Origin of the sequence: Flavobacterium sp. PL02 (assembly GCF_035013205.1) — a bacterium.
Classification (GTDB): domain Bacteria; phylum Bacteroidota; class Bacteroidia; order Flavobacteriales; family Flavobacteriaceae; genus Flavobacterium.
In genome coordinates, this window is the sequence record NZ_JAYGJP010000001.1 from 1,029,479 (window position 1) to 1,044,811 (window position 15,333).

At 30.0% G+C, this 15,333-nt stretch carries 14 protein-coding genes; 8 read left to right on the plus strand and 6 right to left on the minus strand.

The annotated features are described in order from the left end of the window. The first annotated feature begins 17 nt into the window (after positions 1 to 17). The gene (locus tag SHI72_RS04375; protein WP_323489172.1) at positions 18 to 788 is read left to right on the plus strand and encodes a Kdo domain containing protein; all 771 of its coding nucleotides are present in this window, start codon (positions 18 to 20) and stop codon (positions 786 to 788) included. 221 nt (positions 789 to 1,009) lie between these two features. Continuing rightward, on the plus strand, positions 1,010 to 1,759 hold the full coding sequence (locus SHI72_RS04380) for a glycosyltransferase family 2 protein (protein ID WP_039118799.1): 750 nt from the start codon (positions 1,010 to 1,012) through the stop codon (positions 1,757 to 1,759). A 14-nt stretch (positions 1,760 to 1,773) separates the two neighbouring features. On the opposite strand, the gene SHI72_RS04385 is transcribed toward SHI72_RS04380, so the two are convergent. Together SHI72_RS04385 and SHI72_RS04390 are read right to left on the minus strand one after the other, a co-directional pair. Further along, entirely contained in the window at positions 1,774 to 2,841 is a 1,068-nt protein-coding gene (locus tag SHI72_RS04385; RefSeq protein ID WP_323489173.1) for a glycosyltransferase family 9 protein, read from the minus strand. An 80-nt stretch (positions 2,842 to 2,921) separates the two neighbouring features. Beyond that, entirely contained in the window at positions 2,922 to 3,695 is a 774-nt protein-coding gene (locus SHI72_RS04390; protein WP_323489174.1) for a glycosyltransferase family 2 protein, read from the minus strand. Between the two features lie 83 nt (positions 3,696 to 3,778). Between SHI72_RS04390 and SHI72_RS04395 the strand changes: the two genes are divergently transcribed. After that, on the plus strand, positions 3,779 to 4,480 hold the full coding sequence (locus tag SHI72_RS04395) for a polysaccharide deacetylase family protein (RefSeq protein WP_323489175.1): 702 nt from the start codon (positions 3,779 to 3,781) through the stop codon (positions 4,478 to 4,480). Here SHI72_RS04395 and SHI72_RS04400 read toward each other — a convergent pair. Both SHI72_RS04400 and SHI72_RS04405 read right to left on the minus strand, forming a co-directional pair. Beyond that, positions 4,472 to 5,209 (minus strand): glycosyltransferase family 2 protein, encoded by a 738-nt coding sequence (locus SHI72_RS04400; protein WP_039115183.1) that lies wholly within the window; start codon positions 5,207 to 5,209, stop codon positions 4,472 to 4,474. The genes SHI72_RS04395 and SHI72_RS04400 overlap by 9 nt on opposite strands. Positions 5,210 to 5,259: 50 nt before the next feature. Further along, the gene (locus SHI72_RS04405; RefSeq protein ID WP_039115113.1) at positions 5,260 to 6,075 is read right to left on the minus strand and encodes a 2,3,4,5-tetrahydropyridine-2,6-dicarboxylate N-succinyltransferase; all 816 of its coding nucleotides are present in this window, start codon (positions 6,073 to 6,075) and stop codon (positions 5,260 to 5,262) included. 283 nt (positions 6,076 to 6,358) lie between these two features. Between SHI72_RS04405 and SHI72_RS04410 the strand changes: the two genes are divergently transcribed. After that, a complete protein-coding gene (locus SHI72_RS04410) occupies positions 6,359 to 6,985 on the plus strand; it encodes a PAS domain-containing protein (RefSeq protein WP_039118793.1) in 627 nt (208 codons plus the stop codon). 263 nt (positions 6,986 to 7,248) lie between these two features. Here SHI72_RS04410 and SHI72_RS04415 read toward each other — a convergent pair whose 3' ends face one another. Next, positions 7,249 to 9,024 (minus strand): LTA synthase family protein, encoded by a 1,776-nt coding sequence (locus SHI72_RS04415; protein ID WP_323489176.1) that lies wholly within the window; start codon positions 9,022 to 9,024, stop codon positions 7,249 to 7,251. A gap of 634 nt (positions 9,025 to 9,658) precedes the next feature. Here SHI72_RS04415 and ruvX point away from each other — a divergent pair. Both ruvX and SHI72_RS04425 read left to right on the plus strand, forming a co-directional pair. Beyond that, on the plus strand, positions 9,659 to 10,075 hold the full coding sequence (ruvX, locus tag SHI72_RS04420) for a Holliday junction resolvase RuvX (RefSeq protein ID WP_039115109.1): 417 nt from the start codon (positions 9,659 to 9,661) through the stop codon (positions 10,073 to 10,075). 115 nt (positions 10,076 to 10,190) lie between these two features. Next, complete coding sequence (locus SHI72_RS04425; protein ID WP_039118791.1) at positions 10,191 to 11,684, plus strand: malate:quinone oxidoreductase; 1,494 nt, start codon at positions 10,191 to 10,193, stop codon at positions 11,682 to 11,684. A gap of 43 nt (positions 11,685 to 11,727) precedes the next feature. Here SHI72_RS04425 and SHI72_RS04430 read toward each other — a convergent pair whose 3' ends face one another. Then, on the minus strand, positions 11,728 to 13,956 hold the full coding sequence (locus SHI72_RS04430; RefSeq protein ID WP_323489177.1) for an FUSC family protein: 2,229 nt from the start codon (positions 13,954 to 13,956) through the stop codon (positions 11,728 to 11,730). Positions 13,957 to 14,153: 197 nt separating this feature from the next. Here SHI72_RS04430 and def point away from each other — a divergent pair, with 197 nt between their 5' ends. Beyond that, positions 14,154 to 14,744 carry a peptide deformylase gene (gene def / locus SHI72_RS04435; RefSeq protein ID WP_035621249.1) on the plus strand — a complete coding sequence of 197 codons (591 nt, stop codon included), beginning with the start codon at positions 14,154 to 14,156 and terminating at the stop codon, positions 14,742 to 14,744. Positions 14,745 to 14,806: 62 nt separating this feature from the next. Beyond that, the gene (locus tag SHI72_RS04440; protein WP_039118789.1) at positions 14,807 to 15,289 is read left to right on the plus strand and encodes a DUF5606 domain-containing protein; all 483 of its coding nucleotides are present in this window, start codon (positions 14,807 to 14,809) and stop codon (positions 15,287 to 15,289) included. Positions 15,290 to 15,333 lie beyond the last annotated feature (44 nt).

The following is a 15,333-nucleotide window of genomic DNA, read 5'->3' on the forward strand; positions in this document are numbered from 1 at the left end:
TCCATAAGATATATTAAATGACTATAAAGTATAAATTTTCTAATGCATTAAAAAACACAAAAGAAATTCTCTTTTTAATATATAACTTCAATTCTACCAATGGTGTAATTCTTGGTAATGGACAGCGTAATGTTATAAAATTGTTTGATTTAAATGATAAAACTATTAATGTAAAGTCATTTAAAATCCCCAATTTAATAAATAAAATTGCTTACAAATACTTTCGAAAATCGAAAGCAAGGCGTTCTTTTGAGTATGCTACAATTTTATTAGAAAAAGGTATTGGAACTCCATTGCCGATTGCTTATTTAGAGAATTATAATTGGTTAGGACTTAGGGATAGTTATTATGCTAGTGAGCATTTAATAACCGAGCTTACTTTTAGAGAACTTGTAGAGATTCCGGATTATCCAGATCATGAAAATATACTAAGACAATTTACCAGATTTAGTTTTGGTTTACATGAAATAGGAATTGAGTTTTTAGATCATTCGCCAGGTAATACATTAATCAAAAAAAATGCAGATGGTAATTATAGTTTTTTCTTGGTAGATTTAAATAGAATGGAATTTCATAATTCTATGAGTTTTGAGATGCGAATGAAGAATTTATGTAGATTGACACCTGTTAAGGAAATGGTTGCTGTAATGAGTAATGAATACGCTAAACTATATGGCAAATCTGAACAAAAGATATTCGATACTTTATGGAAGTATACTTCAGACTTTCAAGAGCATTTTTATAGAAAAAAACGTTTAAAAAAGAAACTTAAATTCTGGAAAAAATAATTAATGCAATTTATTTCGCTTATACTTGAGAAAATTAATATTGGAAAACATTATCGTATATTACTTTTTTGTCTTAATCAAAATCGATTTTTACTAGACAAATAAGCTTTTTCTAAAAATAATTTACAAACTATTTTTAGAGAGACATAATTGTAACAAAAGATTAAGGATTGAATAATCAAAAAAGTTATATTTTTGTGTTTCATATATTAAATTTTAAAATGAAAATTAGTGGATTGATTATTACTTTCAATGAAGAAAAAAATATAGGAAGATGTATTGATGCTTTATTCAGAATTTGCGATGAAGTAATTGTTGTAGATTCTTTTAGTAAAGATAAAACAGCTTCTATTGCAAAAGAAAAAGGAGCAATTGTTATTGAACAATCTTTTTTAGGAGATGGACCACAACGTACATATGGTTTACCATATTGCAAGAATGATTGGGTTCTGAATCTTGATGCAGATGAATTTTTAGATAAAGACGCTGAAGACTTTATTTTAAAAGAAAAGTATTTAGAAGGCAGTTATGATGCTTTTAGTTTTAGAGTAAAAAACTTTTTAGGAGATAAACTTATAGATTTCTCAGGTTGGTATCCAGATTATAAAGTTCGTTTTTTTAATAAAAAATCAGCCCATCCTTCTAACTCGATTGTACATCAAAGCGTAGTAACTCAAAGAGAGAAAAAAGTTCCTGTACATATTTTACATTATGGATGGGAATCATTAGAGCAAATTATTTCAAAGAAAAACCAATATTCTACTTGGCATGCACAACAACTTTTTGACCAAGGAATAAGAATTTGTTTTTTTAAACCTGTCCTTAACGGAACTGTCGCTTTTGTTCGTTGTTATTTTTTTAAGAAAGGTATCTTTAACGGAATAGACGGATTGTCAATTGCAATGATTCAGAGTTTTTTTTCTTATATGAAATATGCTAAACTTTTAAAGCTACAAAAACGAAAAATATAAAATTCATCAGATTTTTAAAGATTTCGTGTCATGAAAAAATGAATCTGACTCTTAAATAATTCAGGATTTAAATCTTGATAGAATAAAGCTGAATTGCTTTTAATTTCCTTGTGTAGAATGTTGTTAATTAATTCAGGTTTAAAGTCACTTAAATGTACCGAAATATTTTGCAATCCATCCTCAAAGGTTGCCCAGTCATTTTTCGTTACATAAGGTGAAAATATTGTAAAAGTAGGCTTGTTTAGCGCTTTTGCCATGTTAATTGCTCCACCATCATTTCCTATAATTATATCGCACTGATTCATTATACCAATGAATGACCTTAGATTACTTCCTAATAAATCGAAATGTATTTTCTCTTGCGTACTTTTTGAGCATAAATTGAATACTTTTTGAGCATCCTCAATTTGATTTGGAAAATAATTAAAAAGGATGGTTACGTCTTTATTTTCTGCAACATAGTCTACTACTTTTGCCATATAATCTAGAGGGTACGTTTTTGACTTCTCGCTTCCCAAAAGACTTATCATTACAATTTTTCGGTCCTTGCTTACTTTATGTTTGTCTAATAATGCAATTGCTTCCTGATTTTCTTCATTACTTACATATAATTTCGGAAAAGGGTCTATTAATGCGTTATCGATATTTAGGGGGCTAAGCAATAAAATCCTATTGTCTATTGCAAATCCATAATTTGTTTCGTCATTATTCTCCAATCGTTTTATATTGTGATTATAAAATAAAGAAGAATACCATTTATGATATGATATTTTATAATCGGCACCAGAGAAAATAGTTATTAAATTAGTCTCTAATTTGCCGTATACATCGATTAATATATCATACTTATTAGATCTCATTTTAAAAATAAATTTAAACAATGATAAGTATGATTTTCTTATTTTTTCTTCTAATACAATTACAGAATCAATATTTGGATTACCTATTAAAACATCTGTGCAATTAGAATAACACATAAAATCGATAGTCGATTCTGGGTATTTCTTTTTTAGATTGTTACAAAGAATTGTACTAATAAGTACATCACCAATTCTTTTCTGTTGTATAACTAATATTTTCATTATTGGGGACAAGTTTAATAAAAAACTGTATTGTGTTTTTTGTTGGATTCTAGATGTCAAAAATAGCTATTTAATAGCTATTATTCCATTTTATTGTGAGTTAACCAAAGAATCAAATAGCGTTTTAATACTGCAAATGAGTTTATGTAAGCAAGAATGTAACCTTCTTTACCATCAAGAAATCCTAATCGAATAAAATATTGATTTATAAAACAAAAAAAAGGTTTCATTAAAAAATGATAGAAATTTGGTTTTACTTTTTTATCATACAATTCTTGAGCTTCTTTTTTACTTAATAGACTTAGCTGATAATTGTATTCATCGAAACTCTTATAAGCATAAGAGTCTATTCTGTTTTTTAATATGTTAGATTTTCCAAATAATGTAATAGATGGATTACTTTCTTCATTGCCAGAAAAAGAGTGTCTCTTTTTATCAAAAAGAAAAACTCTTTTTCGGTTATTAAACTCTCCATGCTTTATTTTCTTTTTAAAGAAAAACAGGGTTTGTTTAATGTAATAAAGAGCATTGCTTTTTGGATTAGAAATTTTGGTCAAAATTTCATCCTTAAGTTCGGGAGAAATATATTCGTTTATGTCCAACAACAAGATCCAATCATTTTGCGCCTGATTAATAGCTAGATTGTGTTGTAGTGTTTTATCAGCAGTAGTTTGTTCAATAATTGTTGCGCCAAGCTCTTTTGCAATAGCAACTGTTTTGTCTGTACTATTGTTGTCTATAATGATAATTTCATGAGCAAACGACACATTCTCAATAAGTTTCTTGATGTTGTTTTCTTCATTAAAACAAAATGCCAAAATACTAATTTTGGGAACTATTACATTTTGAGGCATAAAATCAATTTTGTGCAATATTAATAATTTTAGATTTATAACTTTGTAAAAAATCAAACAAAATGTCAAGACTCCCAATTTTAATGTATCATAATATTTGTCAATCTGAAAATGAAAGTAATAAGTTGACTATTTCAGTACAAAAACTGGAGCAACAACTTCAGTATCTGAAAGATAATAATTATGAAACATTTCATTTTGCAGAATTAGAAAAAATGAAATCTATTCCTAAAAAGAGTATTGTTCTTACTTTTGATGATGTAACTGAAAATCAGCTTGTTTTTGCAGCACCGTTATTAGAAAAATTTAATTTAAAAGCTAGTTTTTTTATTCCTTTTTCATACATAGGAAAGACAGATTTATGGAATGGTAAGTCTGAATCCTTGGGAGAAAAAATAATGACAATTGAACAATTAAAGGGGTTAAACAATAAAATAGAATTAGGCTATCATTCCTATGAGCATAAAAAATATAGTTTATTATCAGCCTCAGAAATAGAAAATGATTTTCTAAAATGTGAGGAGGTGATTAAAAACAATGATTTAAGAGTATATCCGGCTTTGGCTTATCCATATGGGAATTATCCTAAAAGGGGTGATGAAAATGAGCAATTTAAACAAATAGTCGCTAAGAATAAAATAAAGTTTGGTTTAAAAATAGGGAATCGTCCAAATAATTTTCCTTTTAAAGATAACTACGAAATCAAACGAATAGACATTAAAGGTCAGGATAGCTTGATGACTTTTAGGTTAAAAATAAAATTCGGGAAATTAAAGCTATTCTAAATCTTTTTCGATTAGCATCATTTTTGCATATCTGGAGAATACTCCATAGGCATCTATAGCAGCGGCAGCAAGACCAGGAACTCCATCTAGGTAGACTCTTTTTACGATATATGTATGAAAAAATCGGTAAAATGGTTTAAAAAAGAGTAGAAACAGTGTTACTTTCTTTCCCTTATTGGCACACATCTTTGCCTGAAACCAAGCGTATTTATCTTTTTTACCTATAAAGTGAAATAATCCTTTGTAGGTGTAGTGTACCATATAATTTTTTAATACACCAGGTTTTGATTTTATGATTAATTTTTCATGTACTTCATTTTCAAAAACTAACTTTTCATTTTTCATTAAACGAACAACTTTGTCGGTATAATGAAATAAAAAGCGATTCATGAAAAAATGAGGAAACCAGATTTTATAGGTATCAAATTCATCCCATTCGATGCTTTTTAAAATTTCAGCTTGAAGTTTATCTGTAACCCTTTCGTCTGCATCTAGAAACAATATCCAGTCACCAGTTGCAAAACTTATTGCATGGTTTCTCTGATTACAGTAATTGTCAAATTTTCTAGAAAAAAGTTTAACGCCTAAATCTGTAGCAATTTTTTGCGTAGCATCAGTACTATTAGAGTCTAAAACAATAATCTCATCAGCAAATGAAACAGATTTTATTGCATCGGCAATATAAAACTCTTCATTATAAGTAAGTATGATAACGGATAGTTTTTTCATTTCTTTACTTAACATACTTACTTATAATTATGGAGTTTAATAAAATAATATTATACTGCAACATCGTACTCCCGAAGTGCATTATTTAATGACGTTTTTAAATCTGTAGATGGTTTACGAGTACCAATAATTAAGGCACATGGAACTTGAAATTCTCCAGCAGCAAATTTTTTGGTATAACTTCCAGGAATAACTACTGAGCGAGCAGGAACATATCCTTTCATTTCTACAGGAGTATCTCCAGTTACATCGATGATTTTTGTAGAAGCAGTTAAGCATACGTTTGCTCCTAAAACAGCTTCTTTCCCAACGTGTACACCTTCTACAACAATACAACGAGAACCTACAAATGCTCCGTCTTCTATAATTACAGGCGCTGCTTGTAAAGGTTCTAATACTCCACCAATACCTACACCACCGCTTAAGTGTACATTTTTACCAATTTGAGCACAGCTTCCTACAGTCGCCCATGTGTCTACCATAGTTCCTTCGTCTACATATGCGCCAATATTTACATAACTAGGCATTAAGATAACACCGCTAGAAATATAAGCTCCATAACGCGCTACAGCATTAGGTACTACACGGATTCCTTTTTCGGCATATCCTTTTTTTAGCAACATTTTGTCATGATACTCAAAAATACCAGATTCTAAAGTTTCCATTTTTTGAATAGGGAAATACATTACAACTGCTTTTTTTACCCATTCGTTTACTTGCCAAGCATCACCAACTGGTTCTGCAACACGTAATTTTCCTGTATCCAAAAGTTCAATAACTTCTCTGATAGCATCAGTTGTTGTAGTTTCTTGTAACAAAGCTCTGTTTTCCCAAGCTTGTTCTATAATAGTTTGTAAAGGATTCATAGTACTAAAGATTTTAGGCAAATATAATTCGATTTTTTTTTAAAACAACCCTCATTTCTTTATAGTAGCATTTTTATAAAAAAATATTATTTTTTTATTGTTGTATAGGATTAAGTCTTTTTATTTTAAATAATTTTTCCTACATAAAATATTTTTTATCTTATTCCCTGATAAATATCAATTTTTAACTTTTCTTATAGAATTACTTTTGTAAGACAATTTAACAACAACATAAGGTGATTTTAAATTGTTTGAATTCAATAATTTAATTAGTATATTAACAATGAATCAAGAAAACGAGTCGTTTCACAGACCTACACCAATTGATAAAGAAGTTTCTTGGGATAAAACCCAAGTTATCATGAGTAAAACAAACCCATTTGGAATTATCGAATACGCCAATGAAATTTTTGTTGATGTTTGCGGATATGAAGATTATGAATTAATGGGGCAACCGCATAGTATCATAAGACATCCAGATATGCCACGAGTGATATTTAAAGTATTATGGGAAAATCTTAAAAAAGGAAATAACTTTCATGCTGTTGTTAAAAATCTAGCTAAATCTGGAAGATATTATTGGGTTGTTACCGATTTTGAAATTGCAAAAGATTCAAATGGAGCAATAGCAAATTATTTTGGACGCAGACGTTCTGTGCCACAAGAAGTAATCGCGATGCATATTGAACCTTTGTACAAAAAGTTGCTTCAAATAGAATCTGCTAGTGGAATGGAATTTAGTGAGAAATATTTGATTGGATTTCTAGAAGAGAAAAAACGAACTTATGTTGAGTATATTAAAGAATTAATGTATGAGCATGAAAAAGCACAGACTGCAAATCAACAAACGGAGACTCATGTAGAGGAAGAGGAGGAAAGAGGTTTCTTTAGTCGTTTTTTTGGTAGATAGGATGTAAACGGGGCAATTAAAAGCCTTAAGTTTTTAAAATAAATGGGGTTTAACTTTTTAATTAAGGTTAGACCCTTTTCTTGTGAATATAGGTTGGTAGTTATTGACTTTATTTCCTGATTCTAGATAGTTTTATGTGTGAATATTGATGTGGTTATCTAGATCAGACTGTGCAGAATTATAATTAAACAAAAAAAGGAAAGAGATTTTAAAACCTCTTTCCTTTTTCGTATTATTAAATTGCTTTAGCTTTTTTAAATTAGTTAAATCGCTAATTTATTATTGACTACTCTTTCATTGAAAGATTGTATGTATGCTTTTAAGAATTTTTCAGACTCTTCAACTTTAGCTTTATCCTTTAACATCAAATTGTTTTTTAATAAAGGGTCTTTTTTCCAGTTATATAATCCAATTGTTTTATTATTTGCAAAAGCAAGATAATAATCATCTTTGATGTAATGATATGTTCCTTGGAGGTAATAAACCACATAGTTTTCTTTAGATTTATAACTTTTACCAAAACTAACCATGTCAGTTTTTATATTTAAGTAATCTAGAATACTAGGCATGATATCAATTTGTTGAAAGTTTTTCTCGTTAACACCTGTTAATTCAGGATTAGATGGGTCGAAAAACAAAATCGGAATGTGAAATTTTCCAATATTAGTCTTGTCAATGTCTTTATCTCCTCCAGACGAAGTATGATCAGAAGAAATAACAAATAGTGTGTTTTTGTACCATCCTTGTTTTTTTGCTGTATCAAAAAATCTTCGCAATGCAAAATCAGTGTATGCTATACTTTCTTGAATTTCAGTAGTTCCCTTAGGGAATTTTCCTTTATATTTTTCTGGAATAGTATATGGGCTGTGAGAAGAAATAGTAAATAACGAACTAAAGAAAGGTTGTTTAAACGAAGTTAATTTAGCAGCGTAAAATTGTAGAAAATCTTCATCAAAAATCCCCCATTTACCATCAAAAGATTCTTCTCCTGTATATTGGTCTTTTCCAAAATATTGGTCAAATCCTGCTACTTGAGCATATTGGTCAAAGTTCTGACTACCATTAAAGGCACCATGAAAAAATGAAGTAGTATAGCCTTCTTTCTTGAAAATTTTAGGAAGACCATTTATTTTATTTAAAGAATAACTAGATGTTATAAAAGAGTTATTCATTAAGCTAGGTATGCTTGAGAGGATGGATGGAACAGCGTCAATTGAAACTTTTCCGTTAGCAAACCCATTCTTAAAATAGTATGATTTTGTTATTAGAGAATCTAAGAAAGGAGTTTGTCCACGACCAATGTTTTCATTACCGAAACTTTCCAAAATTAAAATGACTACATTTTTTTTAATAGTTGGTTCGCTTGATTTTAAAGAAATGACAGGGTTATAAATTGAAACTAACTCTTTTTCATTAAAATAATTTACTTTCTCAATATCTTCTTTTTTAACAGCAGATTTTAAGATGCAAAAAGGAGTATTTAAGACTAATGCAGAATTATTTAATGCCCCATATTCAGCAGCATCTACAATTTTAATTGGTTTTTTTCGGAACCCACCACGTCCCATAAGTAAAATTATAACTATCGAAAGAACAAAATATGTGTATTGTTTGTAGTAGTCTTTTTTAGTTGATTTTTCGTGTATTAAATGTGTTTTTAAATTCGGAATCAATTTCCAAAATATAATACTAACGATAAGAAATAACACAAAGATGTACCAGAATTCTTTTAAGAAAGAAGGAATTAAACCTAAGGCTTCGTGTTCCATTCCTTTGGCAGTAATCATCCCAAAAGTACTTCTTCTACCAGTAAAACGATAGTAAATAATGTCTATGAAGTTGGTAGCAATAAAGATAAGGTTAACAGTATAAAAGGAAACTTTTAGGATGCTTTGATATCTCGGTTTGTATTTGAAATTTCCTGGAATCAAATGCGCTAATAAGAAAACAATATTTATATAAGCTATAGCTGCAAAATCAAAAAGAAGACCTCCTAGAAAAGTTTGAAATGTAAAAGGTTCGAATAATTTTGAGTTCATAAGATAGAATAGAACTCTAGAGAATTGATAAATTATGACAATTAAAAAGAATCTTTTTAGAAATAAAATAATGCTATTTTTATAATTATTCATTTGGTATTTAGTGAATTTGGGTATTTGTTTTCGAGTAATTTTCTATAATATGTGGGAAATTTGAAGCAAAAGAACTATTTTTTTTTCAAATTACGATTACTTGGTCAATCTAATTTTATAACAATATAACTCTGATTTAAAATATTTTAAACTTTAAATTTTTGTAATTATTTGGTTTTTAAATTGTTAATTGATTTATATGTGCTATTAAGTGTTGTGAATAAATATCTATAATACGTTAATTCTTTCTTTTGTTCGATGATAATTATCATGAATTAGGGATGTAATTAGGCCTACTTTTGAATTGAAATTATATGCAAGAATATTTTAAAGAGCAAAGTTCTATTTATGGATTGTTTAAAATCTGTGAATTAGTATAAATAGATGGTTAGTAGGTTTTTAAATTAATTTTTTTGATATCGTTTTAATTTTTTTTTGGAAAAAAGTTTAATTAATCCGTTCTGGAATATAGAACGGATTAATTTTTTTAAGGCACAAGGTTTTTACTTTATGTATCTTTGTTCCATTAATATTTAATAAGATGCCAAGAATTCTCGCTATAGATTACGGACAAAAAAGAACAGGAATTGCTGTTACTGATGAACTGCAAATTATTGCCTCGGGTTTAACTACAATTCCATCTAATACAACTATCGATTTTTTAAAAGATTATTTTGCTAAAGAAAAGGTGGAAGCGGTCTTAATAGGTGAGCCAAAACAAATGAATGGAGAGCCATCACAAAGTGCTTCAATTATTAAAGGTTTTGTAACTCATTTTTCGAATATTTTTCCGGATATGAAAGTAGTTCGGGTTGATGAAAGATTTACTTCTAAAATGGCATTTCAAACAATGATAGACAGTGGACTTAGCAAAAAACAACGTCAGAATAAAGGTTTGATCGATGAAATCTCAGCAACGATAATGCTTCAGGACTATTTGTCTCGTAAAATGTTTTAAAAAATCAAAGGATTTAGCTCGCAAACGTTTTAGAAAACTATAACTTTTAAGGTGAAATTTATAGTTTTTTTTTGCAATTTTATGAAGTACCTTTGCACTTTAAAATTTTCTTGCTATGTCCGACAAAACCATACGTTCAAATACCGAAGTAGTACTTATTGGTGCTGGAATTATGAGTGCAACTCTTGGGTTAATCTTAAAAGAATTACAGCCAGATTTAAAAATTGAAATTTACGAAAGATTAGATGTTGCTGCAGCCGAAAGCTCTGATGCTTGGAATAACGCAGGAACAGGGCACTCAGCCTTTTGTGAATTGAATTATACACCAGAAAAAAATGGTAGTATAGATCCTAAAAAAGCAATTAGTATTGCTGAATCCTTTGAAGTTTCTCGTCAGTTTTGGTCTTACTTAGTACAGCAAAATAAAATTACATCTCCTGATAATTTTATAAAAAGTGTTCCTCACATGAGTTTTGTTTGGGGAGAAAAAAATGTGGATTATCTTAAGAAAAGATTTGAAGCACTACAAAAAAATCCAATCTTTAAAGAGATGGTTTTTAGCACCGATTTTGCTCAATTAAAAGAATGGATGCCATTGGTAATGGAAGGAAGAGATGCTACAGATAAGTTTGCAGCAACTTCTATGGCAATAGGAACCGATGTGAATTTTGGAGAGTTAACACGAAGTATGTTTAACTATCTAGGAAAATTAGATGGCGTAACAATACATTTTAATCATGAAGTAAAAAAATTAAAGCAGCGTGAAGATAAATCGTGGAGAATTAAAATCACAGATTTAGCCACCGGACAAACTAGAAAAGTATATACTAAATTTGTCTTTATTGGTGCCGGAGGAGGTTCATTGCCTTTGTTAGAAAAAGCAAATGTTGCCGAAGGAAAAGGATTTGGAGGTTTTCCTGTGAGCGGACAATGGTTAAAATGTACTAATCCAGAAGTTATTCTTCAGCATCAAGCCAAAGTTTACGGAAAAGCTAGTGTTGGTGCGCCACCAATGTCAGTTCCTCATATTGATACACGAATGATAAATGGAGAAAGAGCATTGCTTTTTGGACCATTTGCTGGTTTTTCGACTCGATTTTTAAAGAACGGATCTTATATGGATTTGCCTTTATCTATAAAAACAGACAATATAATGCCAATGTTGGCAGCTGGTTATCATAATATCCCACTTACTAAATACTTAATCGAGCAAGTAAGACAATCACCAAAAGATAGAATGAACGCTTTACGCGAATACTTGCCAAATGCAAAATCTAAAGATTGGAAGTTAGAGCGAGCAGGACAACGTGTTCAGGTTATTAAAAAAGATGAAAAAGAAGGTGGAATTCTTGAATTTGGTACTGAGGTAATTAATACAGATGATGGTACATTGGCTGTTTTATTAGGAGCTTCACCTGGAGCTTCAACTGCAGTTTCTATCATGGTTGGATTAATAGGGAAATGTTTTAAGGATAAAATTAAAACACCAGAATGGGATGAAAAGCTTAAAGCAATGATTCCTTCTTATGGACAGACTTTAAATGATAAACCAGAATTGTTATCTGAAATTAGAAAAAATACCGCTGCAACTTTAAAGTTAGATAACTAAGTAGAGCATACATAATAAGAATAAATACAAAATCCAGATTAATTTAATCTGGATTTTGTGCTATAAACTCTTTTGTAATCGTTACTATTTTTTCAGACAAATCAGTCATCCATATTAATTGTTCGATTACCAATTGGGCTTCCTGCATTTTGGTTTCTCTTGCACTATCATCGAGTTCATTGTCTTTTTCTAATCGACTGAAATTTTTTCTTTTTAATTCTTCAAAATGAAAAGTCAATTGTTCTTTATTAATGTCTTTGTTTTTATATTCAGCTGTGCTTTCATGTCTTAAGATTGCAATAGAATAATTTAAGTTATAAACAACAACGCCAATTACAAAATTAAAAGACTCAGATGCCGATGTCGTTTTATGAGATTGTATATATGTGCCTAATGATGCCGCAGACGAAAGTAAAGAATGATTTAGTACAGCAAGCTTGTTTATTTGCGGAAGCTGTTTTTGCTTCGATTTAGGTTCTTGTACCATTCTCTGGAAAGATGTCATAAGATTTCCTATTTCTATAAAAGCATTTTTTCTTGCCAAACGATACGATGTAGGCAATGTTCCTTTTTTATTATAGTATTCGGCAATTTCTCTTAAATAGTTTCTGTTAGCCTCAATAGATTTTTCTAAAAATGATGCAGCATTTAAGAACTCCCAAGCAGGCCATAAATAATAATTTGCTAAAAAGGCTAGGCTAGCCCCTACAAGTGAATCCAGAATTCTAAACTGAATTACCTCAAGAATATTAGGTGTTAATATTCCGTACACAAAAACCACGTACATGGTAACAAGAGTAGTGCTTATTTTGTAATTGCTCTGCGTAAATGAAATACCGATAAGCATACAGACAATAGCAAATATGCTTATTGCTACATGATTGTGTACCAAGGAGACAATCCCAAAGGCTATTAATCCGCCTAAAATAGTACCAAAAACACGATTATAAGAGCGCTCTTTGGTTAAACCATAGCCAGGACGCATAATTACCACGATTGTCAATAAAATCCAGTATACGTTTTGAAACGGAAGTAGCTTGCCAATTATAAAACCTGCCATAATAGTTATAGTAAGTCGCAGCGAATGCCTGAAAAATGTTGACGAAAAACTGAAATTTTCAATTAATGTACGTATCGGATAATATTGCGGAGTCAGGAATTTTTCAAGTTCTTTATCCTTGTCTTTAAAATCAAAAGATTTAATAGCTAATGAAAAAGCCATTTCTACGATTTTTATTTTTTCGACTTGCTTTTGAGCGTATTTGAGCATATTAGTAAGCATCCAAACTCCTTCAGAAGCTTCTATCTTTCCTAAGTTATTTTGATACGCATCAATAGCAGATTGTAATCCGTCAAGTTCTTTTTTTAAATCATTTAGCGAGATATATTTAGAAGCTTTATGAACACTTTTAGATAATTTTTTTAAAGTTGATGCAAGTTTATAAGCAAGGTTTTGATAGGAACGCAGAACTTCAGGATGATCACTAAATTTTTTGTGCAATTTATCATGGTCAAATGATGTCGATAAAGCTAATTCCTGAATTTCGACTAATGTTATAAAAACAATCAGCATTTTTCGGTTTTGGCTAGAATCGCCAGAAGTGGCTCTGTTGCCAATAAGTACTTGTCGTAAATTTTCGTGAATTTGGTTTAATTCAACCTGAAGATGCAACTGTTTTTCGATAATCTTTTTTCTATCAGCCTCAGGATTCCATAAATCACCCCTAAGTTTTAAGTATTTTGCGGTTAATCGTATTCCGTCGGCAGTTTGTAATTCTATATAACGATACGGTTTTATATAATGAAAGATAAGCGAAACTATTAAATAGAATAATCCACCGGCAAAAATATAGCTAGAATGTAATACAGCTTCCCAGCCTTCGTGTAAATGTGCAAATGATAAAGAGATCGAAAGTAGGGCAGAGAATGATGCCATAGTCGCTCTTTGTCCATAAACAGAGATCATAGAGGACAAGAAAAGTAATATTCCTAGAAACGGATAAAATAGCCAAGGATAAGGATAAACAAGATTAACTAGTAGGTTAACGCCAGAAACAATAAGAGCAGTAACTACAATTCCTTTTATTTTGTGTTTAAGATTACTCGGGATATCACTCGGATAAGTATAAAAAGCACCGAGAGCAATCGTAAAACCAATTTCAAAATAACCTAAGAAGTTAAAAAACAATACAGGAACTACTGATGCAATTGTAACTTTTGAAGCATTGGTAAAAGAAGTACTGTCTGTGAATTTAACGATGCGATCTAACATAGAAATAGGTTTACTAGCAAAGATAAGAATTGTAAGAGTTATTTAGTAATAATAGTGAGTTTGATTTAAATAGAAATCAAAAAGTAGATAATCTGGTTAATAGAATTATTCATTGACTATTTTTTACTATTTTTGCCAACCTAATTCAGAATAATGAAATTCTGGATTAATAGTCGTTAATACATAATACAACAAGAATGATTTTACCAATTATAGGATATGGTGATCCTGTTTTAAGAAAAGTTGGGGAGGCAGTATCGCCAGAACATCCAAATTTGAAAGAAACAATAGCTAACATGTACGAAACAATGTACAATGCTTATGGAGTGGGTCTTGCTGCGCCACAAGTTGGTTTGGCCTTGCGTTTATTTGTAATTGACACAACTCCTTTTAGTGATGATGAGGATTTACCAGCAGATGAACAAAAAGAATTAAAAGGATTTAAGAGAACTTTTATCAATGCCAAAATCTTAAAAGAAGATGGCGAAGAATGGAGTTTTAACGAAGGATGCCTGAGTATTCCAGATGTTCGTGAGGATGTTTACAGACACGAAAGAATTACAATTGAATATTGTGAAGAAGATTTTGTCGTAAAAACCGAAGTGTTTGATGGTTTAATTGCCAGAGTAATTCAGCATGAATATGATCACATTGAAGGAATTTTGTTTACAGATAAAATTTCATCATTAAAAAAACGTTTAATTCAAAAGAAATTAAAAAATATCACCGAAGGCAAAACTTTTCAAGAATACAGAATGAAATTTGCTGCTGCTAAAAAAGGAAGATAGTTTTTGAAGATCTTTAGATAAAAAATAAAATAACCGAATTCTTAATACTAATTATAATAAACATGAATTTAGAAAAAATATTAGCTATTTCTGGGAAACCAGGTTTATACGCATTAAAAGTACAAACGCGTACAGGATTTGTAGCTGAATCATTAATTGATGGAAAAAAAATCACTGTTAGCTTAAAGAGTAATGTAAGTTTATTGTCAGAAATTTCAATTTATACTTACGAAGGAGAAAAACCTTTGTCTGAAGTAATGCAATTAATTGCAGTAAAAGAAAACAAAGGACCAGCTATTTCTCATAAAGAAGATAATGCTACTTTAGGAGCTTATTTTAAAGAAATTTTACCTCAATACGACGAAGAGAGAGTTTATCCTTCGGATATTAAAAAAGTATTGAACTGGTACAATATGCTTCAGGCAAAAGGATTAGTTACAGATTTAGCACCTGCACCTGCAGCAGCTAAAGAAGAAACTCCAGTTCTTGAGGAAACAAAAAAAGCACCAGCAAAAAAAGCTAAAGCAGCTGCTGAAAAAAAATAGTTTCAATTAATTGAACGATATTTAATCCTGTTGAGATGATTTCT